General features: G+C 63.8%; 21 protein-coding genes and 1 tRNA gene. 11 read left to right on the top strand and 11 right to left on the bottom strand.

Going from position 1 to position 20374, the window contains the following annotated elements; all coding sequences use genetic code 11:
• The first annotated feature begins 68 nt into the window (after positions 1 to 68).
• On the top strand, positions 69 to 863 hold the full coding sequence (locus C5C07_RS15080) for a TrmB family transcriptional regulator (RefSeq protein WP_004976490.1): 795 nt from the start codon (positions 69 to 71) through the stop codon (positions 861 to 863).
• A gap of 50 nt (positions 864 to 913) precedes the next feature.
• Here C5C07_RS15080 and C5C07_RS21110 read toward each other — a convergent pair whose 3' ends face one another.
• Complete coding sequence (locus C5C07_RS21110; protein ID WP_147299500.1) at positions 914 to 1279, bottom strand: hypothetical protein; 366 nt, start codon at positions 1277 to 1279, stop codon at positions 914 to 916.
• Positions 1280 to 1606: 327 nt separating this feature from the next.
• On the opposite strand from C5C07_RS21110, the gene katG reads away from it, so the two are divergent.
• Positions 1607 to 3763, top strand: coding sequence for a catalase/peroxidase HPI (katG, locus tag C5C07_RS15075; protein WP_004976488.1), 2157 nt, complete (start codon positions 1607 to 1609; stop codon positions 3761 to 3763).
• A gap of 177 nt (positions 3764 to 3940) precedes the next feature.
• Here katG and C5C07_RS15070 read toward each other — a convergent pair whose 3' ends face one another.
• Positions 3941 to 5404, bottom strand: coding sequence for a methyl-accepting chemotaxis protein (locus tag C5C07_RS15070; protein WP_233510399.1), 1464 nt, complete (start codon positions 5402 to 5404; stop codon positions 3941 to 3943).
• 576 nt (positions 5405 to 5980) lie between these two features.
• Here C5C07_RS15070 and C5C07_RS15065 point away from each other — a divergent pair.
• Entirely contained in the window at positions 5981 to 7126 is a 1146-nt protein-coding gene (locus tag C5C07_RS15065) for a Fic family protein (protein WP_115805392.1), read from the top strand.
• A gap of 226 nt (positions 7127 to 7352) precedes the next feature.
• Positions 7353 to 8495, top strand: a complete 1143-nt coding sequence (locus tag C5C07_RS15060; protein WP_233510397.1) for a hypothetical protein — start codon at positions 7353 to 7355, stop codon at positions 8493 to 8495.
• Positions 8496 to 8754: 259 nt separating this feature from the next.
• On the opposite strand, the gene C5C07_RS15055 is transcribed toward C5C07_RS15060, so the two are convergent.
• Positions 8755 to 9084 carry a type II toxin-antitoxin system PemK/MazF family toxin gene (locus tag C5C07_RS15055; protein WP_004976484.1) on the bottom strand — a complete coding sequence of 110 codons (330 nt, stop codon included), beginning with the start codon at positions 9082 to 9084 and terminating at the stop codon, positions 8755 to 8757.
• On the bottom strand, positions 9085 to 9456 hold the full coding sequence (locus tag C5C07_RS15050) for a hypothetical protein (protein ID WP_049905178.1): 372 nt from the start codon (positions 9454 to 9456) through the stop codon (positions 9085 to 9087).
• Between the two features lie 361 nt (positions 9457 to 9817).
• Between C5C07_RS15050 and C5C07_RS15045 the strand changes: the two genes are divergently transcribed.
• Complete coding sequence (locus tag C5C07_RS15045) at positions 9818 to 10333, top strand: hypothetical protein (protein WP_199522743.1); 516 nt, start codon at positions 9818 to 9820, stop codon at positions 10331 to 10333.
• A gap of 85 nt (positions 10334 to 10418) precedes the next feature.
• A complete protein-coding gene (locus C5C07_RS15040) occupies positions 10419 to 10778 on the top strand; it encodes a hypothetical protein (protein WP_233510396.1) in 360 nt (119 codons plus the stop codon).
• A gap of 167 nt (positions 10779 to 10945) precedes the next feature.
• Here C5C07_RS15040 and C5C07_RS15035 read toward each other — a convergent pair.
• From C5C07_RS15035 to C5C07_RS15015, 5 genes are all read right to left on the bottom strand, one after another.
• Positions 10946 to 11018 (bottom strand) — tRNA-Arg (locus tag C5C07_RS15035).
• A gap of 62 nt (positions 11019 to 11080) precedes the next feature.
• Entirely contained in the window at positions 11081 to 12547 is a 1467-nt protein-coding gene (locus C5C07_RS15030) for an MATE family efflux transporter (protein WP_304999705.1), read from the bottom strand.
• Positions 12548 to 12756: 209 nt separating this feature from the next.
• The gene (locus C5C07_RS15025) at positions 12757 to 13338 is read right to left on the bottom strand and encodes a 2Fe-2S iron-sulfur cluster-binding protein (RefSeq protein WP_049905177.1); all 582 of its coding nucleotides are present in this window, start codon (positions 13336 to 13338) and stop codon (positions 12757 to 12759) included.
• Positions 13339 to 13521: 183 nt separating this feature from the next.
• The gene (gnd, locus tag C5C07_RS15020; RefSeq protein WP_004976480.1) at positions 13522 to 14421 is read right to left on the bottom strand and encodes a phosphogluconate dehydrogenase (NAD(+)-dependent, decarboxylating); all 900 of its coding nucleotides are present in this window, start codon (positions 14419 to 14421) and stop codon (positions 13522 to 13524) included.
• A gap of 95 nt (positions 14422 to 14516) precedes the next feature.
• On the bottom strand, positions 14517 to 15389 hold the full coding sequence (locus C5C07_RS15015) for a RimK family alpha-L-glutamate ligase (RefSeq protein WP_115805390.1): 873 nt from the start codon (positions 15387 to 15389) through the stop codon (positions 14517 to 14519).
• Between the two features lie 141 nt (positions 15390 to 15530).
• On the opposite strand from C5C07_RS15015, the gene C5C07_RS15010 reads away from it, so the two are divergent.
• Together C5C07_RS15010 and C5C07_RS15005 are read left to right on the top strand one after the other, a co-directional pair.
• A complete protein-coding gene (locus tag C5C07_RS15010) occupies positions 15531 to 16625 on the top strand; it encodes an aminopeptidase (protein ID WP_004976478.1) in 1095 nt (364 codons plus the stop codon).
• Between the two features lie 116 nt (positions 16626 to 16741).
• On the top strand, positions 16742 to 17254 hold the full coding sequence (locus C5C07_RS15005) for a high-potential iron-sulfur protein (protein WP_049905176.1): 513 nt from the start codon (positions 16742 to 16744) through the stop codon (positions 17252 to 17254).
• Positions 17255 to 17258: 4 nt separating this feature from the next.
• On the opposite strand, the gene C5C07_RS15000 is transcribed toward C5C07_RS15005, so the two are convergent.
• The gene (locus tag C5C07_RS15000; RefSeq protein WP_050459214.1) at positions 17259 to 17561 is read right to left on the bottom strand and encodes a rubrerythrin-like domain-containing protein; all 303 of its coding nucleotides are present in this window, start codon (positions 17559 to 17561) and stop codon (positions 17259 to 17261) included.
• A 155-nt stretch (positions 17562 to 17716) separates the two neighbouring features.
• Between C5C07_RS15000 and C5C07_RS14995 the strand changes: the two genes are divergently transcribed.
• From C5C07_RS14995 to C5C07_RS14985, 3 genes are read left to right on the top strand one after another with little or no spacing between them, the layout of a single operon-like run.
• Positions 17717 to 18118, top strand: coding sequence for a 30S ribosomal protein S6e (locus C5C07_RS14995; protein ID WP_004976475.1), 402 nt, complete (start codon positions 17717 to 17719; stop codon positions 18116 to 18118).
• 24 nt (positions 18119 to 18142) lie between these two features.
• Complete coding sequence (locus C5C07_RS14990; protein WP_008096630.1) at positions 18143 to 18580, top strand: hypothetical protein; 438 nt, start codon at positions 18143 to 18145, stop codon at positions 18578 to 18580.
• Between the two features lie 54 nt (positions 18581 to 18634).
• Positions 18635 to 19063 carry a DUF5807 family protein gene (locus C5C07_RS14985; protein WP_004976473.1) on the top strand — a complete coding sequence of 143 codons (429 nt, stop codon included), beginning with the start codon at positions 18635 to 18637 and terminating at the stop codon, positions 19061 to 19063.
• A gap of 63 nt (positions 19064 to 19126) precedes the next feature.
• Here C5C07_RS14985 and C5C07_RS14980 read toward each other — a convergent pair whose 3' ends face one another.
• Entirely contained in the window at positions 19127 to 20365 is a 1239-nt protein-coding gene (locus tag C5C07_RS14980; RefSeq protein ID WP_004976472.1) for a DHH family phosphoesterase, read from the bottom strand.
• Positions 20366 to 20374 lie beyond the last annotated feature (9 nt).

Below are 20374 nucleotides of genomic sequence, written 5' to 3'. Positions count from 1 at the left end.
ATTGTTATCCGTTCGCCGATACAAGCGTTCGTGAGGAGACGGGACGCCTCGGAGTTCGGTTGAGACATATGAGCACGGGAGATTCACAAGAGGACGCTATCGACGTACTTCAGCAACTCGGACTCAAAGAGTACGAGGCAAAGTGTTTCGTCGGTCTCACTCGCGTCTCGACGGGCACGGCGAAGCAACTCAGCGAGATTACCGACGTACCGCGGACTCGCGTGTACGACGCGGTTCGCGTGCTGGAGGCGCAGGGGCTCGTCGAAGTCCAGCACTCGAGTCCGCAGCGGTTCCGGGCCGTCCCGCTCGTGGAGGCGACCGAGACGCTCCGTGCGCAGTATCAAAACCGAATCGACCGGCTCACGAACGCGCTGGAACGGACCGACAGAATCGACTCGGACGAACAGGGCTCGGTTCAGGAAGTCTGGGCGATGTCCGGGACCGAGGGCATCGCGAACCGGACGCACAAGCTCATCGACGACGCGGACGACGAAATCGTGCTCGTCCTCGGCGACGACTCGCTTCTGACCGACCGGTTCGTCGATGACCTGAACGCCCGAGCCGAGGATGTGGACGTGCTCATCGGAGCGGCGACCGAATCCCTGCGACAGCAGGTGCGGGCGGCCGTCCCGAGCGCGACGACGTTCGTCTCCGGTCTCGAATGGCTCCGCGGCGAGAACACCGCCGAGAACCTCGCTATCGGCCGGCTCTTACTCGTCGACCGCTCGTCGATTCTCGTCAGCACCATCGTTCCCGCCACCGGCGAAGAACACGCGATTTTCGGCAGTGGATTCCAGAACGGACTCATCGTCATCTCGCGTCGGTTGCTGTCCCAAGGATTGCTCGGCCGCGACTCGGAGTAATCCGCTAGCGGCGCTGCCGTTCGTTCGCACGTCGGTTCGCTCGACGACGCCTACAGTACGTCGCCCGGCAGTTTCTTTCGGTGGTCGTCGATGACGCGCAACAGCGGTTCGATATCGTCGAAGCGCGGACCTCTGCGGATGTCGTACCAGTTCCCGTTCGGCTCGATGAGGCCCATCCGTTCGAGCTTCGGGAGGTGCACGTGGTACATCTGTAGTTTTAGTTCCCGCACGTCGGTTCCCGGAGGTGTGTGGTCAGCGTCGAACGCGGTGCTGTCGGGCCCCGCTCTGAGAAGCGTGAGAAGCAGTAGACGCCGTTCGACGTGTTGAATAGCCGCAAGTTGCGTGTCAAACGAGAGTGCCGTTGCTCCATCTTCCATGGTGCATGCGAATACAGCGGCGATATTCTTCAATGCCACACAAATTCACGTGGTAAGTATTTTTGATTATCCGAGTGAGATGTGGGTACCTCAGTGCGGTTGGACTCCTTTCGAGGACCCGAAACCGGCCGCTTCCGACCACCCACCCGCTTTCACCTCCGTTTCGGCGGGCGGGCGGCCGGAGGCGGACGCGTCGAGTCCACAACTTGTCACACCGTTTGCTAGATGTGTTTTACTGATAGACTACGTGCCAAACGCGAGCCCTCCGGAGAATTATTCATAAAGTAAAAAGATTGCTTTGGCTATAACCAAGAGTTAATTCAAAATCAGTCAATTTTATCACCCAAAAGCGGTAACCGTTGGCGTATGAATGGCTCCGACCATGACTGGTGGCCGAACCAGTTGAAACTCGAAATCCTCGACCAGAACGCACAACAGACCGACCCGGTGGGCGAGGAGTTCGACTACGCAGAGGAGTTCCAGAAGCTCGACTACGAGCAGGTGAAAGCCGACCTCGAAGAGCTGATGACCTCCTCGCAGGACTGGTGGCCGGCGGACTACGGTCACTACGGTCCCCTCTTCATCCGAATGGCGTGGCACAGCGCCGGAACGTACCGCGCGCACGACGGCCGCGGCGGCGCCTCCGGCGGGCACCAGCGCCTCCCTCCGATCAGCAGTTGGCCTGACAACGTGAACCTCGACAAGGCGCGCCGACTCCTCTGGCCCGTCAAAAAGAAGTACGGGAACCAGCTCTCGTGGGGCGACCTCATCGTCCTCGCCGGCAACGTGGCCCTCGAATCGATGGGCTTCGAGACGTTCGGCTTCGCGGGTGGCCGCGCCGACGACTACGTCGGCGACAAGGCACCCAGTTGGGGCCCCGAAGAGGAGTGGGAGACGACGTCTCCCGACCGCTTCGACGAGGAGGGTAACCTCAAAGAGCCGCTCGGAAACACCGTGATGGGCCTCATCTACGTCAACCCCGAGGGTCCCAACGGCGAACCCGACCTCGAAGGCTCCGCGAAGAACATCCGCCAGACGTTCAGCGGCATGGCGATGAACGACAAGGAGACCGTCGCGCTCATCGCCGGCGGCCACACCTTCGGGAAGGTCCACGGCGCGGACTCCGGCGACAACCTCGAAGCCGAGCCCGAGGCGGCACCCATCGAGGAACAGGGTCTCGGCTGGAAGAACGAGTTCGGCTCCGGGAAGGGCCCCGACACCATCACAAGCGGCATCGAAGGGCCGTGGACGCAGGCCCCCACGAAGTGGGACATGGGCTACGTCGACAACCTGCTCGACTACGAGTGGGAGGCTCACAAGGGCCCCGGCGGCGCGTGGCAGTGGCGGCCGGCCGACGAGTCGCCCGCGGACAAGATTCCGGACGCGGCGCCCGACGCTCACCTCCCCGACCAGCTCGTCGACCCGATGATGCTCACCACCGACATCGCCCTGAAGAAGGACCCCGACTTCCGCGCGGTGCTCGAGGAGTTCCAAGAGGACCCCGCGGAGTTCCAGGAGTCGTTCGCCAAGGCGTGGTACAAGCTCCTCCACCGCGACATGGGCCCGCCGTCCCGACTCGTCGGCCCCGAGGTCCCGGACGAAGCGATGCTGTGGCAGGACCCAATCCCCGACGCCGACTACGACCTCATCGACGAGGACGACGTCGAGGAACTCAAAGCCGAACTTCTCGACTCGGGCCTCTCGGTGTCTCAGCTGGTCAAGACGGCGTGGGCCTCGGCGTCCACGTACCGCGACAGCGACAAGCGCGGCGGCGCGAACGGCGCGCGCATCCGGCTCGAACCCCAGCGTAGCTGGGACGTCAACGAGCCCGACCAGCTCGACGACGTGCTCGGCACCCTCGAAGGGATTCAGGAGTCCTTCAACGGCGCGCAGTCCGACGACACTCGCGTCTCGCTCGCGGACCTCATCGTGCTGGGTGGCGCTGCGGCCATCGAGCAGGCCGCGGTCGACGCCGGCTACGACGTCGAAGTGCCGTTCGAGCCCGGTCGGACCGACGCGTCGCAGGAACAGACCGACGTCGAGTCGTTCGAGATGCTCAAGCCCGACGCCGACGGCTTCCGGAACTACATCGCGGACGACGCCGACGAGCGCCCCGAGGACCTGCTCGTCGACAAGGCGGACCTGCTCGACCTCTCGGCGCACGAGATGACCGTCCTCGTCGGCGGCATGCGCGCGCTGGGCGCGAACTACCAGGACTCCGACCTCGGCGTCCTCACCGACGAGCCCGAGACGCTCACGAACGACTTCTTCGTGAACCTGCTCGACATGGACTACGAGTGGGAGCCGGTCTCGGACGACCAGTATCTGTACGAGGTGCGCGACCGCGAGACGGGCGACGTCGAGTGGGAGGCCACTCGCTTCGACCTCGTCTTCGGTTCGAACTCCCGCCTGCGCGCCATCGCGGAAGTGTACGGCGGCGACGACGGCGAAGCGGAGTTCGTCGAGGACTTCGTCGAGACGTGGCACAAGATCATGAGCCACGACCGCTTCGACCTCGAATAACCGCGACGCCCGCCCTCGGCTGAGGCGCGGAATCGGTTCCCGCGGCGGATGCGACCGCCGCCGCCGGCTGACTTTTTTGCTCGCGTTCTCGCATTCGCTCCCCGAGCGACTGCAGACGCGAGTCGGCAGTCGTTCGTCGGTCCCGACTCGACCGGACCCGGCCCGACCCGACCCGGCTCAGCCGCCGGACGGAACCTCGCAGTCGAACGTTTCGAGCTGCTCTTGCAGGCCGCCGGTCTGGCCCCTGAGGTCGTCGAGTTGCGCTCGAATCTCCGAAATCGTCGCCGCTCTGGACTCGGCTTGGCTCGCCAGCGCGTCGCTCTGTTCTGCGATGTCCCGCGAGTGGTCGGCGATGCCGATAATCGCGTCGACAACTTCCTCGGTCGTCCGCGCGCCGTCGTCGGTCGCCGTGGCGACCTCGTTGACCGACATGTCGACGCTTTCGACGATTTCCGAGACCGCCACGAACGCCTCGGCGGCGTCGGTCGTCGTCGACCGCCCGGTTTCGAGTTGCGCCTTCGTCTGTTTCATCTCCGCCTGCACGCGCGCCACGTCCTCGACCGTCTCGGTTATCGTCCGCTCGATGGCCGCCGAGTGGTTCTGCGTCTCGTCGGCGAGGGACTTCACCTCGTTCGCGACGACGGCGAACCCCTCGCTTCCGTCCGAAGCGCGGGCGGCCTCGATGTTCGCGTTGAGCGCGAGCGTGTTCGTCTGCTCGGCGATCGACTCGATGAGGTCGGTGCTCTTCGAGACGTCGTCCATCCGGTCGTCCAGCGATTCGACGAGCGACGCGAGTTCGTCGACGCTCTGCTCGATGTTCTCTATCGCCTCGATGGCCGCCGCCGCGGTTCCCGTGCCCTCGTCGGCGGCCGTCGCCGCGTTACTGGCTTCGTCTGAGACCTGGTCGGCGTTCGCGGCGATTTCCTCGATTGTCGCCGACAGGCTGCTCAGTTCGTCGGTCGTGGATTCGAGGTCGTGGGCCTGTTCGCGTACGTCTGTGGCGAACGCCCGCACGTCGGCCGCGAGCTGTCGTTGCGTCCGTTCGAGCGTCTCCGCGTCGTCGTGGGCCGACCGCGTCGTCCGCTCGACGGTCGCCGCGAACGCCCGGAGGTCGACGATGGTCGATGAGAGGTCGCGCTTCATCGCCACAAACGCGTCGCTGATGGCTTCGATAGCCTCGATATCGGTGTTCTCGGGCGGGTTCGCGGTGAAATCCCCTTCCGAGACCGCGTCCATGGCCGCGGCGAGTTCGTCGGCCTGCACCACCAACTGCTCGTTTAGGCGCTCGACTTCGGCCTTCGCCTCCTCGCTGTCTTCGAGGCTCTGCATCTTCTTTCTGGTCTCCTCCCGAGAACGCTCGACGGAAAACCAGTTCGTGACTAACGCCGACGCGAGCATGAGGATGAACACCGCGTGGACGAGCCCCCAGCCCATCGGGTTGGCGATGGCGTCCGGGTGGTTGTACACCGCCTCGGGGTGCGCCATGCCGAAGATGCCGTGCTGGACGGCGACGTACAGGATGCCCACGACGAACGGGAGCCAGTCCTCGTACACCGCGAGGACGCCCACGATGACGAAGAAGTGGAAGTGCGCCTCGATGTATCCCCCCGAAAAATAGACGAGCAGGGCCGAACACGTCATCAAGCCGATCGACGCGAACCCGCTCCGAACCCGGCGCGGAAGCCATGGCAACCACGCGAACAGGGTCAACCCCACGACTGCGCCGACGCCGAGCAGGACGTGCTGGGAGAGTTCGTCATGGTGCGTGACGAAACCGGTTGGTGGTGAAAATGCTAAATCGGTGGCTACAGCGCTCGCTCTTTGGTTCTAAAGCGTTCCAGAACTGTACGGACCCAACGGGCTTTCGTTCGGTGGACGAACGGGGTCTAGATTTCAGGCGAATGAGGGACTGCACGGCGCATTTTCAACGTGACCGACAGGTCGCATTTTTGGATTCATTTCGTTCGAAATCTGAACGTTGGTAGTTGTCTCCCAGCCAGAACGGTTCGTTGTCAAATCGTCTCCTTGTTAGTCGACGACGGGTGACTCGAACACGTTTGTTTGTTTAGTGGTTTAAATGATAGTTTTACAAGGGCCGATATCAACGACTGTTATTTCAAATTTCCCGGGTTGCTCTGTACATACCGGGCTTCATCCCGATCTTGTTCAATTGGTATATGAATAGTTATACATGGGTACCCCATGTACTGCGTAGAAATGCGGAGGAAGAAGCTCCCGAAGGAGGCACCGGGGAAGTACGTCGAGTATCATCCGCGTCCGTATTACTCGCCAGACCCGCTTCCGCCAGAGCCCAAAATCGAACTCCCCGACGAGACACACGACCTCGTCGCCGACGCAGCCTACCAGATTGGTCGTGTCGACGGCATCAGTTCGACAGTCGACTTCGCGGCCGTCCTGTACACGACGCTCATCCGAATCGAGGCAGTCGAGTCCGCCCGAATCGAGGGTGCAGAAGTCGACTACCAGGACGTCGCCGCATTCCACACGAAACACGAAGACAGCGCCGATGCAGAGGCACAAAGCAAGGACTTGCGTGAGGCCCTGAACTACGAGGAGGCGCTCCTGTACGGCATCGACCACGTCGGTGGCGGTGGCGAAATCACGCTCGACCTGCTCAAACACCTCCACGAGATGCTCCTCGACGACGTGCGTAACGAGGGCGACGTCGTCGGAGAGTTCCGCGACCACATGGTCCGGCTCAACAGTCCGAACCCAGCCAAAGACCCGTTCATCCCTCCATCGGCATCGTCTCTCGATGACCTCATGTCCTCACTCGTCGAGTACGTTGGGATGAATGGTGAGTACCACCCACTCGTCGACGCCGCGATTATCCACTACTTCTTCGAGACGGTTCACCCGTTTTCAGACGGGAACGGGCGTCTCGGCCGACTCGTCATCATCCTCTATCTGGTCGACCAAGGCTACATCGAGAGTCCGTACATCTATCCGAGTGCCTACTTCAACCGAAACAAGGTCGAGTACGTCGAGAAGATGCGCGCCGTGAGTGAGCAGGGCGAGTGGGTCGAGTGGATCGGCTTCTTCCTCGAAGCACTTCGGTCGCAGGCCGAAGAGTCGTACGACCGGACGTGGGCACTCAAAGAACTGCAATCGAAATACGAGACGGACTACGCGGGGAACACGTCGACAGACAGATTCGCCCGCAAATTACTCGAAGTTCCGTACTTCACGGCGAACGACATCGTCCGGGAACTCGACGTGTCACGTGGAACTGCCTACAACGTCATCGATAATCTCGAAGACGCCGGCCTCATCGAAGAAGTGACTGGGGCCGAGTGGGGTCAAGAGTACAAGGCAGTGGAAGTGTTCGACGTGTTCGAGTAGGTCGCTTCGGCGCGAAGGTTTAAGTCATAAACCGGGACCATCCCGGTTTATGCACCGTCGAACGTTCCTCACCTCGCTCGCACTCGCATCGACTGCTGGTTGTACGACGAAGACTGACTCGTCCGCTGCATCGTCTAGGACGGAAGCGACACCAACTCCTGAGGCGAGTGGACCAGTACAACGTTCGGTCGGAGAGTCGTACTCACGGTCCAATGGTGCCACCATTGTGGTTGCATCCGCTCGGTTCAGCGGCGCAGCGCGGCTGGACGATGGAACCACAATCAGCCCAGAGCCGGGTAACGCTTTGATCTTAGCTGACGTCCGGTCAGCGAATACAGGCGAGTCGGTCGTCAACCTCCCTTCCCGTGACTCTCTGGCACTTATCACCGGTGGGAGCCAGTACCGGCCTCTCAAACCGAAGGGGAAACCGGGTGGTGAACCGACGCTGTCGTTCCCGCTCGGTGGGACACTTTACGAAACAGCCGAAGACGCGCATCCTAACGTCACCGCGTTGGGCTGGGTTTTCTTCGAGGTCCCGGCTGACTCGACGGATTTCCGTATTTCGCTCTCCGATTCACAGTCGTCGACTTTGGAAGCGTATTGGGAGGGAACGGTCGACCCGAGTTCGCTTCCAGATGTGGAACTCACGTCTCTCGATGTCCCCGAAGAACACGTTAACGGTGACCCAATAGAGTTCTCGGTGTCGGTGACGAACACCGGTGGGAGTGCTGGATTGTTCAACCAGCGGTTCTCTGTCGCACGGAGCACCGAGCCGAATGCACCGGGCGGCGTACTTGATACCACAGTTGAGCCTGGTGAGACGGTGACAATCGAAAGAACGGTCCCAGCAAAAGGGGTTCAAGACGTAACGATTGCAGTGCCTCCGGCGTTCGAGAAAACGACTCACGTCGTTCCCACGAAGGCACAGTTTGGAAGCTCTCACGAGCTACCGAATGGTGTCAAACTTCGGGTGAGCAAACCGACAGTCAGTGATACGGTCTGGGTCGACGAAAACGGAAGTGGCTTCGAAAACCACTCTCTCGACAGGCGTTCGTTCGCTGTCTTCGAGATAACTGCGTGGAACCCGACGGATTCGACTATCTCAGAACCTGACAAAGACTGGTTCGAAGTCGAAGGGAACGGATTTGTCGATTCAAATTCGAACCGTGGGTTCGCACGTGGACTGCGTGAACCGGTCGAGATGCCATACTTCCGTGGCTCGCGTGAGCTTGCCCCCGGAGAAACGACGAATGGTGTCCTCTACTTCGACGTTCCGAAGAACACGAGTGTTGACGAGATCGCTTGTCGAGTGAAATGGCCTGTGACGGAACGTTCGAACAAGGTCTGTGAATGGAAGATGAGTGAATAACCACGCGTACAGGCCTGTTCGTCTTCCAAGAGTTGGTGTAGAGTATCTCGATACGGTCTGGTTCGATAGGTACCATTCCCTCTCGGCGAACGAAATCTACGGTAGTTCGTTCGTCCAACTGTCGAGGAACCTTCTGTGGCCTCTATGCACTGAATATGTGGTTTTAGAAAATGACGGACCCGAAGGGAATGCGTCATCGTGTGTGACGAATTTGGTTTAATCGGTTCGTTGTCTGGCGATTAGCGACTCTCAGTTCTGGCTACCTCAGATACTGTTCAACCTGCTCGACGACGCGGTCGACAAACGTCTCTTCGAGACGTCCCTGCCACGCCACGAAATCCTCTTTGCGAGGTGAGTGAACTGCCCACGGAGAGACGAACGAGTCGCGAGGAACACCACCGATTTCCCAGAGGCCATCGGTGAGCGGGAGTGAGTCGTCGTACTCTTTCGTCGAGATAGCGACCGCAATGTACTGCTGGCCACCGAACGGGTGAGAGTCGTTGTTGACGATGAGCCACGGTCGTTGCTTGTCATCACCGAGTTTGAAGGGGTCAGAACTCCGGACGACGTCTCCGCGCTCTGGCTGCATCTACTGTCGGTCCTCGTCTCGTTCGCTCGGATGTGGTGTCTCCGGAGCGACTGAGTCCCACTCGTCGGCGTCGATGCCACTGTCTTCGTCGTTGAGTCGCTCGCTCGTGGTGTGGAGGTCGTAGGCGGCAGCGACACGCTCTTGGTCCTCTGCGATTGCCCAGAACTCTCCCTTGTGGCGAACGAGGTTGCGGTCCTTCAAGCGGGAGAGTGCAGTCCCGACGGTATTCGGGTTCTCGCTGATGGCAGTCGCAATCTCAGAGCGGGTGAATGCTTGGTCGCTGTGAGTGTAGAGGTACGTGACCACCTGTTCGGGGACGCTTGGCCCTCGTGGAAGGTCACCAGATTCGAAGTCGTCGATGCTCACGGGCATACTGTGAAATATGTGTACTGATGTAATGAGTGTACTGCTGTACTTTGTGTTCTGAAGATTGTAGTGAGTTCGTCATGCTACGTGACGAAATCTGTCGACAGGAAAATATGCGATTCGACGGGTAGAGAGCCCGCTCTTTGGTTCTAAAGCGTTCCAGAACTGTACGGACCCGACGGGCTTTCGTTCGGTGGGCGAACGGGGTCTAGATTTCAGGCGGTTGAGGGGCTGTACGATACATTTCCAGCACGACCAGTAGACTGCATTTTTGGATTCATCTCGTTCATCAGACGAACGCTATCCTTTGTCAGACCCATATTTCCAACCTAGTGGATATATGTTTTACCACTTCGTAGAACCGAGTATGCCCGACGAAACCCAGAACGACCCTCGTGCTTCGATGACCCGAGGCGAGCGCATCCGTGCCGCCGCCCGCACCCTTCGAACGCCTCGAACCGCGTCGTGGGTCGCAAACGAGACTGATGTTTCCGTCAAGACGGCCCAGAAGTATCTGGACCAGCTCGTTGAGGACAACGTCCTCCGCAAAATCGAACAGGGCGACCAGACGCTCTACTGCGTTGACCAGCTGATGGCGACCTACCGAGAGGTCGCGGCACTCCAGCGAGAACATAGCCGGGAGGAGTTGACGAACGCCCTCGATTCGATGCGGAGCAAGATCACGGACTGGAAGCAGTCGTATGATGTCGAGACACCAGGCGAACTTCGGGCGAGTATCGCGGACCTCGACGACGCCGACGAAGTCGCGGAACGCCGGGAAGTCGCCAGCGAGTGGGAACACCTCGCCGACCGAATTCCGGTCGTTCGAGCAGCGCTCAACGAGTACGACTGGGCGACCAAACGGGACTCCATCTCCGCGTGATCAAATGGGCTTATCCGGAACTATCGACAGTTCGGTCTACGAGGGACTAAAGGACGTTCTGCAGCGACATCCTGCAGTCACGTCGGTGTCCTACGAACCGGACAGCATCGTCAAGAAGTACATCCAAGCAGAACTTGACCCCAATCGAGTCGTGCCGGCGACTGGGCCAGAGTCTCCAACACTCGACGTGGAGTGGCGGTTCGCCGGAGACGAGTCACAATTTCGGATTCATTACGCAGACCCGAATACAGAGTTCAATTGTGGATGGCATCGGGACGACGACCATCCCGAACTTGGGGCGGTTCATTTCCAGTATTATCTGCCCGACGAAGGAGAGACCAATCACGAGGCGGCTCAGTTCGAGAAGCAGATTCCGACAGAGATTCTGTGGACGGTTCTGGATAGGTTGTTTCAGGAGCGGCTTCCGGAACTCACGATGGAATAGGTAGCGTTGGGAACGAACGAAATCTTGGACAGTTTGTTCATTGAAGCGGTGAGGGAACTTCTGGGGTCTCTCTGCGTCGAATATGCCGTTTTAGAAAATGACGGACCCGACGGGATTCCCGCGAGCGCAAGCGAGCGGGAAGTCGTCGGGGGAGTGAGCGGAGCGAACGGACCCGACGGGATTTGAACCCGCGACATCTTGGTCCGGAACCAAGCACTCTGTCCACTGAGCTACGGGCCCTCAGCGGAGAGAGCTACACGGCACCGACGTAAAACCGTTGTGGAACCCACGCCGGCGGCCGATTACGTTCCGGTCGCGTCGGCGTCGACGACGCTGTGTTTCCACGTGCCACGGGTGAACCACGCCGTGGCCGCAATCGCGCCGAGAATCTGCCCGACGGCCATCCCGAGCCAGATGCCCGTCTCGGCGAACCCGAACTGGAACGAAAGCAGGTAGACGATTGGCACGCGGCCCAACCAGAGCGCGAACAGCGAGAAACCGAGGGCGGTCTTGGTGTTCCCCGCGCCGCGGTACGCGCCGAGGACGACCTGGAGGACGCCGATGAAACCGAATTCGAACGCCCGGATGCGGATGTACTCGACGCCGAGGTCGATCGTCTGGGCGGCCGACGCGGTCCCGGTTTGGAGGAAGAACGCGACGATGGGTTCGGCGAAGACGTAGGCGAGCACGCCGGTGACGAGCATGACGCTCGCGCCGACCTTGGCGGCGAGCCAGACGGCGCTCTCGGCGCGGTCGGGTTTCTGCGCGCCGAGGTTCTGGCCGACGATGGTGTTCGTCGCCCGTCCGAGGCCGAGCGCCGGGAGGAACACCAGCGACGTGAGTCGGTTGCCGAGGCCGAACGCGGCGACGACCTCGGGCTTGAACGTGACGACCATCGCGGTGAGGGTGATGAAACCGAGGGCGGTGGCGGACTGCTCGATGGCGCTCGGGACGCCGATATCGACGATTTTCTTGATGTACTCGAACTGCGGGCGGAAGTCGGCGAGCTGCACGTCGGGGCCGGCGCTCGTCCCGAAGATGACGTAGATGCCGATGATGGTGGCGACGGCGCGAGAGAGGACCGTCGCGTACGCCGCGCCGGCGACTTTGAAGCCGTCAAAGCCCGTGGCGGTGAAGAGGCTCGCCTGAAGCCCCTCTAATCCGAGCATCGAAAACAGCGGATTGGCGTCGAAGCCGAAGATGAACACGGGGTCGATGACGATGTTGATGACGACGCTGATGAACATCACGACCATCGGGGCGCGGGTGTTGCCGTAGCCGCGCATGAGCGCGGAGAAGACGAAGAAGCCGAAGAGGAACGGTAGGCCGAGGAAGAACACGCGCATGTAGTCGCCGGCGAGGGGGATGACCTGCCCGGCGGTCGCCTCCGAACTCGGGAGGACGCCGAGCATCGCGTCGGTGGCGAAAAAGCCGATGACGCCGACGACGACGGCGATGACGGTGATGAACGTGAGCGTCTGCCCGGCGACGGTCCCGGCGGAGCCCTCGCTTTTCGCGCCGGTGTACTGGGCGACGAGCGTGCTCCCGGCGACGGTGAAGCCGCCGCCGACGGAGATGAGTAGGAAGATGAGGGGAAACGCGAGGCTGATGGCGGCGACGGCGTCGGTCGAGAGCCGACCGAGCCAGACGGTGTCGGCGAGGTTGTACGCCACCTGGAGGAGTTCGGTGACGATAATGGGCCACGCCAGTTCGAACATCGGCCGTTTGAGGTCGCCTTCGGTGAGGGAACCTCCTTCGGGGAGGGACACTGAACAGGTGAGACACGCGGAGACCGTTTGAAAGCGTCGATAGGCGTCTTCGCCCCTCGGATTCGCCTCGCCGACAAGCGGGAGCGACCGGGGGCGACAGCCGCGAACCGTGAACCGCGAACCGCGAACCTCGGGGCCGAACGGGACGGGCGCGGCTCACCGAAACGGGTGGCGTCGAGAGAAACGGTGGGTGGTTGCGGTTCGTCGCGTTACGGCGCTTCGCCGGTCTCGATGGCGAAGTCGGCCTTCGGGTAGGCGACGCAGGTGAGCGTGTAGCCGTTGTCCATCTCCTCGTCGGAGAGGGTCTCCTGCGTGTGGTGCGTGATGTACTCCTCGGCCGGGCCGTTGGTAATCTTCGCGGCACAGGAGACACAGGAACCCTGCCGGCACGCATAGGGGAGGTCCATCCCGGCGTCTTCACCCTGGTCGAGCACCGTCTCGTTGCTCGCCAGTTCGATGGTCTCGCCCTGCTTGACGAACTCGACTTCGAAGTACTCGACTTCGTCTTCGGGCATGTCGGCGGGGCTCGGCTCTTCTTCCGCCTCCTCGCCTTCGAGCTCGGCGCCCTCTTCGCCGCCCGCGACCGCGGCGACGCCGCCGCCCCCGCCGATGGAACGGTTCATCGGCTCGGGGAAGTCGGTCTCTGCGACGGTCGCCGCGCGGCGTTCGAGGACTTCCTGTGTGATGTCGGCGGTCGGCTCCCAGCCGGTGCCCTTCGAGTAGTGCAGGGCGACGGCGAGGAGTACCAGGACCAATCCGGCCCCGACACCCACCAGACTGATGACTGCCATACCGGCGGATATGGAGGGAGGGGTTAAGGAAATTGTGATTGTGGCGGCACCCGCGGGCGGTCGATTTCACCGCCGAGACGCGGGTCTCACGCGGGTTCCCACAATATCGAGGTGGCCCTCGGTATCATATCGAGGCCGCCCCCGGTATCGCGCTCGCGCCGACGGGGGCCGCGTCAGACCCCGTCAGTCGTCCTTCCGAGCGACCTCGTGGCGGCCGAAGCCGTACCGGAGCCGGTTGGCGAGGCGACGGGAGAAGCGGTCGTCGGCGCGGGAGCCGAACCGCTCGGCGAGCGACTGGTAGATGAGCGGGACCGGGACCTCCTGTTCGAGCGCCTCCTGGACCGTCCACGTGCCCGTCGAGCCGCCCGCGACGTGGTCGTCCACGTCGCCGAGGTCGCTTCCCTCCTCGCGGAACGCCTCCTCGCAGAGTTCGAGAAGCCACGAGCGGATGACCGCGCCGTTGTTCCACGTCTGCGCGACCGATTCGAGGTCGAGGTCGTAGCGGCCCTCGGCGAGCAGTTCGAAGCCCTCGCCGTACGCCTGCATCAGCGCGTACTCGACCCCGTTGTGGACCATCTTCACGTAGTGGCCGGAGCCGGAGTCGCCCATGTGGCCGTGGCCGGCGGGGCCGGTCGCCACGGCGTCGAAGACGGGAGACAGCTCGTCGTAGGCCCACTGCGGGCCGCCGACCATGAGCGAGAAGCCGAGTTCGGCACCGGCGGGGCCCCCGGAGGTGCCGCAGTCGAGGTAGGCCGCCGAGCACGCCTCGGCGCGCCGCACGGACTCCTCGAAGTGGGAGTTGCCGCCGTCGACGACCACGTCGTCCCCGTCGAGATGCGGGTCGAGGTCGTCGAGGGTCGCGTCCACCGCGTCGCCCGCGGGGACCATGAGCCAGATTCGCTTGTCGTCGCCGAGCCGGTCGACGAGGTCGGCGACGCTGTCCGCGGGTTCGGCACCCGCGTCGGCGGCCGCCGCGACGGCTTCCGCCGAGAGGTCGAAGGCCACGACCTCGTGCCCGGCATCGAGCACTCGGTCGACTACGATGCGCCCCATCCGGCCGAGGCCGATGACGCCTAATTGCATGCGTCGGCATCGTCCGCGGGGGGTGGTAGTGGTTGTGGTTTGGCGCGTGCGCGGTCGCCGCCGAGACCGACCGTTCCGCCGACGGTACCGACCGCTCAGAGCCGCGCCAACAGCGCCTCGGCCAATCGGTCGCCGGCGGCGTCGTCGGTCCGGAAGAAGAGCTCTGGCTCGATGAGTTCGACTTCGAGGAGGAGGAAGTCGTCGCCGCGCTCCACGCCGTCGACGCGGGCGTACAGCGGCGGGTCGCCGCCGAGGTGGGCCGAGACGGCGTCGACGACGCGCCGGGCGTTATCGAGCAGCGTTTCGCTCGGCTCCTCGACGTGGACGCTCCCGCCGTGTTTCTCTTGGACGCGGTAGTCGCCCGGCTCGGGGCGCTTGACCACCGCGTGGCTGAACTCGTCGCCGAAGAAGACGAGCGACCACTCGCCGTCTTCGATGTCCGGCGCGAACTCCTGAACCAACACGTCTTTTTCTGCCACGAGGTCGTCCACCCACGGCTGGGCGTCGGCGGCCTCCGCGCGACTCAACTGTCTCGTCTCGAACGCGCCCGCGCTCACGGCGGGCTTGACGACGAGCTCGTCCCACCCTCGCGTCTCGAAGACGGCTTCGAGAGACACGTCGCCGCCGCGTTCGACGTACTCGGTCGGCAGCGTCGACACGCCGGCGTCGGCGAGGTCGCGCAGGTAGAACTTGTGGCTGTTCCAGTCGAGCGTCGTCGGCGGGTTCCACACCGCGCAGTCGGCGTCGGAGAGGCGGTCGACCCACGCGGCGTAGGCCCTCGGATGCCGGTAGTAGTCCCAAATCGACCGGACGACCACGGCGTCGAAGTCGCTCCAGTCGACCGACTCGTCGGACCAGACGACCGGCTCCGCCGCCACGTCACGCTCCCGGAGCGCCGCGAGGAACGAGGCGTCGTCGTCGACGAGTCCCGGGAGGTCCTCGGCGGTGGCGAGTGCGATGGAAGTCACGGGAGATGATGGCGGACATCGGGCGATAAGCGTTCTGTAACGCTCGGTCCGTTCGCCGCAATCACCGCTTTCGGGGCCGCGGTCGGGCGGCGTCGCGGCCGCAGACGCCGACGTTTTTACCGCCGCGCGCGAGGCTCGGGTATGGACGAACGCATCCACGAGCACGCCGCGGTGCTCGTCGACTGGAGCGCGCGAATCGAGGCCGGCGACGACGTGGTCGTCTCCGTCGGCGAGGGGGCCCACGACCTCGCGGTCGCCGTCGCCGACGCCCTCGGCGAGCGCGGCGCGAGCGTCGTCACGACCTACGCCTCCGAGGAGGTCCAGCGGGCGTACCTCCGCGCGCACGACGGCGACTTCGACCTCCCCGAACACGAACTCGCCCTCTACGAGGCCGCCGACTCGGTGCTCTTCCTCGGCGGCACCCGCAACACGGCGGCGACCGCGGACGTGCCGATCGAGACGCGGCAGGCCTACGGCCGCGCCACGAGCGAGGTCAAAGAGGCGCGCATGGACACCGACTGGGTCTCGACGGTCCACCCCACCCGCGCGGCGGCCCAGCAGGCGGGCATGTCGTTCGAGGAGTACGCCGACTTCGTCTACGACGCGATTCTCCGCGACTGGTCGGAACTCGCCGACGAGATGGCGAACATGAAAGACGTGCTCGACGCCGGTTCGGAGGTCCGCATCGTCAAGGCGGACACCGACCTCACGATGTCAATCGAGGGCCGCACCGCGGTCAACTCCGCGGCCTCCGTGGCCTACGACTCCCACAACCTCCCGTCGGGCGAGGTGTTCACCGCGCCCGTCGAGGACGCGGTCGAGGGCGAGGTGTTCTTCGACGTGCCGATGACGCTGGAGGGCCAGCGCGTCGAGAACGTCCACCTGACGTTCGAGGGCGGCGAAGTGGTCGACTTCTCCGCGGGCACGGGCGAGGACGCGCTCGCCGGCATCCTCGACACCGACGAGGGCGCGCGCCGCCTCGGCGAACTCGGCATCGGCATGAACCGCGGTATCGACCGCTTTACCGACAGCATCCTCTTCGACGAGAAGATGGGAGACACCATCCACCTCGCGGTCGGGCGGGCGTACGGCGCGTGTCTCCCCGAGGGCGAAGACGGCAACCAGTCCGCGGTCCACGTGGACATGATCACCGACATGAGCGAGGACTCGCGCATCGAAGTCGACGGCGAGGTCGTCCAGCGGAACGGCACGTTCCGCTGGGAAGACGGGTTCTGAGCCGTCACAGCGACGGATTCTGAACCCGCCGTCCGACGGGGTTGAGACGGTTAAGATACCATGTCCAACGGTAACTCTGCGCTTACTAAAACGGTCTGAGGACGTAGCTGTCGGCTATGGCGCGATTCGGCCGAACGAGGCGGCGGTTCCTCGAACTGGTGGGGAGTGGTGCGGTAGTGGGTGTCGCTGGCTGCCTCGGCGGTGGTGGCGGCGAACAGGAGACGGAGACGGAGACGACAACGACGGCAGAGGAGTCGGACGACGACCACGACGAGGAGCGTCCCGAGGGGGTCTCCGCGGAGGAGTTCGAACACGGCCCGGTTCCGGAGGCCTACCGGACGGCGCTCTCGCAGGCGAACGAGCAGCGGGACCCCGAGAACCTGTTCACGAAGGAGGCGGTCAAGTTCCAGGAGGCGGACGACGCCGTCGAGGCGGGCCTCACCGAGGCCGGACGAGACTGCGGCAACTGCGCGGAGTACATCCCCGACAAGAACGGCGACGGCTTCGGTGCCTGCGCGAAAGTCGAGGGCTACGTCGACCCCGCAGACTGGTGTTCGCTCTGGGAGTCCATCGAGGAAGCGGAGGCCGAAGGCGAGACGGGCGGAGACGAGACCGAATACGTCGTCTGAGGGGTCACTCCTGGGCCACGCCGATGTTCTTCAGCGACCCGCCGCACCGCGGACAGACCTGCTCGTAGACGCCGTGTCCCGAGCGGTGGCCGCAGGCGGTACACTCGTACCACGAGCGCTCGACGAGCGTCGTCGGCTCGGCCTCGACTAACATCTCCGTCCGGCGCTCGACGAGCGCGTCGGTCCGGCGTTCGACCAACTCCGCCGGGGGGCGCTCGACGAGGTCTGTCGGTTCGGGGCCGACCAGCGCCCTGGATTTGGCTTTGACGAGGTCTGCAGGCTCACGAGTGGTGATATCGTTGCTCATGAGACGGTGTACGTCGTGTCAGGTGTTAACTCTTACCAGTACGTGTCGTTCCTCCCTGACGCCGCCGAATTCGGCCGTTTCGCCCCGATTCGGCGGGTACGGTCCCGAGACGCGCTTTCGACGTACTTTTTATCCGCGACCGTTTTCATCCGCGCATGGCAGAATTCATGGTCGTCGTCGCCGACCCCGACACCGGTGCGACCTACCAAGTCGACGTCGAAGGACAGGACGCAAACCGATTCCTCGGCCGCGACCTCGGTGACGAGGTCGACGGTGCGGCCGTCGGTCTCGACGGATTCACGCTCGAACTGACGGGCGGTTCGGACAAGGCCGGCCGACCGATGCACCCCGACGTGCCCGGCGGCGCGCTCAAGGAAATCCTCGCCAAAGACGGCATCGGCTACAAGCCGTCCCGCGACGGCGAGCGCAAGCGCGTCACCGTCCGCGGCCGCGAGGTCTCCGGTGAGACCGTCCAGATCAACGCGAAGGTCGTCTCCGGTGAGGGCGACGTCGCCGCCGCCTTCGGCGAGGGCGACGACGAAGAAGCGGACGAATAACGCCGTCTCACTCCTCTCTTTCCCGTGCCAGAGCAACTGCCCTCCGACCATCCGTCGGTCCAGACGTTCCGCGCGAACATCGCCCGGAGCGGCGGTACCCGTCGCCCCTGCTTGCGCGTTCCGGACGACGTGACCGCCGAAGACGGCGATTTCGTTCGGCTCCACCTCGACGGCACCGCCTACCACGCCCGCCTCTCGGCCGACGCCTCGGGACTCGTGATTCGCGGCGCGTACGACAACAAGCGCCTCGCTCGCACCCCGAACAACGGCGAGAATCGGCTCGTCGAGTGGTGCCGAGAACACGACCGGGCCGACGGCGACGCCGTCGAACTCGACGAACTGGACGACGGCTACCAGTACGGCCTCCGCGTGCCGGGCGTCAGGCAGGTGTACCGCGTCACTGAGCGGCCGAACGACTCGCTTTCGAGCATCGCCGAGAAGTTCGGCCTGTCCGACGAGTGACCGGTCGCACTCCGAGACACGCCGCTTTTACGCGCCGACCGCCCTAGGCGGGGTATGAGCAAGGTAACGGAGTACCTCGCAGGCGAGCGCCTCGACGACGTGGCGCTCTATCTCACCCACGAGTACCTCGACAGCCAGGGCAAGCTCCCGAACATGGGCGTCGAAGTCGAAAACGGCTACGTCCTCGTCGTCCCCGGCGACGACGGCCGCCGGGCCTTCGCGGCCGGCACGGGCATGGACGCCATGGAGTTCGCCCAGACCGCCATGGGCAACGACGGCGACATCGACGACGACCTCAGCGGCGGCACCTGCCCCGAGGCGGCCGCCGACGAGAACCACGAGGTCAAGTTCATCTTCTCGTTCGCCGAGGCGCAAAACGAGGAGGTCGGCGGCATCTACGAGGAGGGCGACGTGGTCCACGCCTACGCCAAGTGTACCTGCGGAACGACGTACTCCGACCGCTGGGTCGTCGACGACGCGTAATCGACCCCCGCTTTTCGACGCTGGTTTTCCGCTTCGGAGTCGGTTTCGGAGTCGCGTTCGTCGTTAGCGCTCGGTCTCGACGCCTTCGTCGTCCGCCTCGTCCTCGTCGTCGGTTTCGGCTTCCGCTTCCGCGACCGCGTCTGCGACCTGTTCGAACGCCCGGAGGATGACGCGCTTCGTCGTCGCGCCCTGCGTCGTCCAGTGGTGGGCGTAGTCGAGCATGTCGTCGTAGATGTCGGGCTTACAGCCGGCGGCCTTCGGGTGGCCGCCGCCGTTGACGAGGTCGGCGACCTCGTGACAGCGCTCGAAGTCGTCGGAGCCGCGGATGCTGGCGCTCCCGGCGGGCTTGACGACGACCGCGGCGTCCGCGCCCGCCTCGCGGAGGGCGTCGGCGACCTCGTTCTGGGAGCACCGGCCGTAGGTGACGCCGACCGTCCAGTCGCCGACGGTCTTCAGTTCGGCGCGGTCGACGGCGGCCTGGATGAGGTTCTCCTTTTCGACGCGGCGGTGGGCGATGTACTCCTCGACGACCGGCGGGAGGTCCGCGCCGTACGCGCCGACGACGGCGACGTACTCCTCTTTCGAGGTCCAGTAGGCGTAGTCCGCGAGGTCCTGACTCCGCTCGTCTTCGTTCAGCCAGAGGTCGTGGTCGCGGGTGACGGCCGCGAGTTCGGAAAAGCGCTCGTCGAACTCGTAGTCGAGTTCGCGGAGCGTCACGTCGGTCGAACACTCCTCGTCGGACTCGCCGACGACGAGGTCGACGCCGGCCTCGCGGACCGCCTCGGCGACCTCCGGCTTCCACTGGTGGTGGTCGTACCAGTGAATCTCGCCCGCCGTCTCGACGAGCGCGGCGAGTTCCTCCTCGACGTACTCGAACTTGTCCGGACAGAGGTCACAGACGTACACCTCGACGCCCTCGGGGGCGTAGTCGGCCACGCGCTGGAGGTCGTCTTCGAGCGAGTACGGGCTCGACCCCATCAGCGCGACCGGCGACTTCGGTCGCTCTTCTTCCTCCTCGTCGTCTTCGTCCTCGTCCTCGTCGCTGAGTTTCTCCTCGATTCGCGCTTCGAAGTCGGCCACGTCGAGGGCCGCGTCGTAGGCCTCCCGGAGGAGGGCGACGCAGCCGAGGCCGTCGGCGTCGGTGTCGGTGACGACCGCGACCGACGCGTCTTCGAGCTTCTCCTTGGCGCGCTCTTCGGCGCGTTCCTCGTCGAACGAGTCGGGGTAGAAGAATCCGGCACCGGGGAGCACGGACTTGCGGGGGAGCGAGAGCTGAGAACTGTCGATGAGCTCGTCTTCCATACGCCGAAC

Origin of the sequence: Haloferax sp. Atlit-4N (genome assembly GCF_003383025.1) — an archaeon.
Lineage (GTDB): Archaea > Halobacteriota > Halobacteria > Halobacteriales > Haloferacaceae > Haloferax > Haloferax gibbonsii.
The sequence above is the reverse complement of the archived record's forward strand: the minus strand, read 5'-3'. Positions and strand labels throughout refer to the sequence as shown.

Excerpts from the sequence above, each read along its gene's own strand:
- C5C07_RS15025 (WP_049905177.1), bottom strand. The coding sequence starts at position 13,338 with ATGGCAGTCATCAGTCTGGTGGGTGTCGGGGCCGGATTGGTCCTGGTA.
- C5C07_RS15065 (WP_115805392.1), top strand. The coding sequence starts at position 5,981 with ATGCGGAGGAAGAAGCTCCCGAAGGAGGCACCGGGGAAGTACGTCGAG.
- C5C07_RS15000 (WP_050459214.1), bottom strand. The coding sequence starts at position 17,561 with ATGAGCAACGATATCACCACTCGTGAGCCTGCAGACCTCGTCAAAGCC.
- C5C07_RS14980 (WP_004976472.1), bottom strand. The coding sequence starts at position 20,365 with ATGGAAGACGAGCTCATCGACAGTTCTCAGCTCTCGCTCCCCCGCAAG.
- C5C07_RS15045 (WP_199522743.1), top strand. The coding sequence starts at position 9,818 with ATGCCCGACGAAACCCAGAACGACCCTCGTGCTTCGATGACCCGAGGC.
- C5C07_RS14985 (WP_004976473.1), top strand. The coding sequence starts at position 18,635 with ATGAGCAAGGTAACGGAGTACCTCGCAGGCGAGCGCCTCGACGACGTG.
- katG (WP_004976488.1), top strand. The coding sequence starts at position 1,607 with ATGAATGGCTCCGACCATGACTGGTGGCCGAACCAGTTGAAACTCGAA.
- C5C07_RS15070 (WP_233510399.1), bottom strand. The coding sequence starts at position 5,404 with ATGACGTGTTCGGCCCTGCTCGTCTATTTTTCGGGGGGATACATCGAG.
- C5C07_RS14995 (WP_004976475.1), top strand. The coding sequence starts at position 17,717 with ATGGCAGAATTCATGGTCGTCGTCGCCGACCCCGACACCGGTGCGACC.
- C5C07_RS15010 (WP_004976478.1), top strand. The coding sequence starts at position 15,531 with ATGGACGAACGCATCCACGAGCACGCCGCGGTGCTCGTCGACTGGAGC.
- C5C07_RS15055 (WP_004976484.1), bottom strand. The coding sequence starts at position 9,084 with ATGCAGCCAGAGCGCGGAGACGTCGTCCGGAGTTCTGACCCCTTCAAA.
- gnd (WP_004976480.1), bottom strand. The coding sequence starts at position 14,421 with ATGCAATTAGGCGTCATCGGCCTCGGCCGGATGGGGCGCATCGTAGTC.
- C5C07_RS15050 (WP_049905178.1), bottom strand. The coding sequence starts at position 9,456 with ATGCCCGTGAGCATCGACGACTTCGAATCTGGTGACCTTCCACGAGGG.
- C5C07_RS15005 (WP_049905176.1), top strand. The coding sequence starts at position 16,742 with ATGGCGCGATTCGGCCGAACGAGGCGGCGGTTCCTCGAACTGGTGGGG.
- C5C07_RS15080 (WP_004976490.1), top strand. The coding sequence starts at position 69 with ATGAGCACGGGAGATTCACAAGAGGACGCTATCGACGTACTTCAGCAA.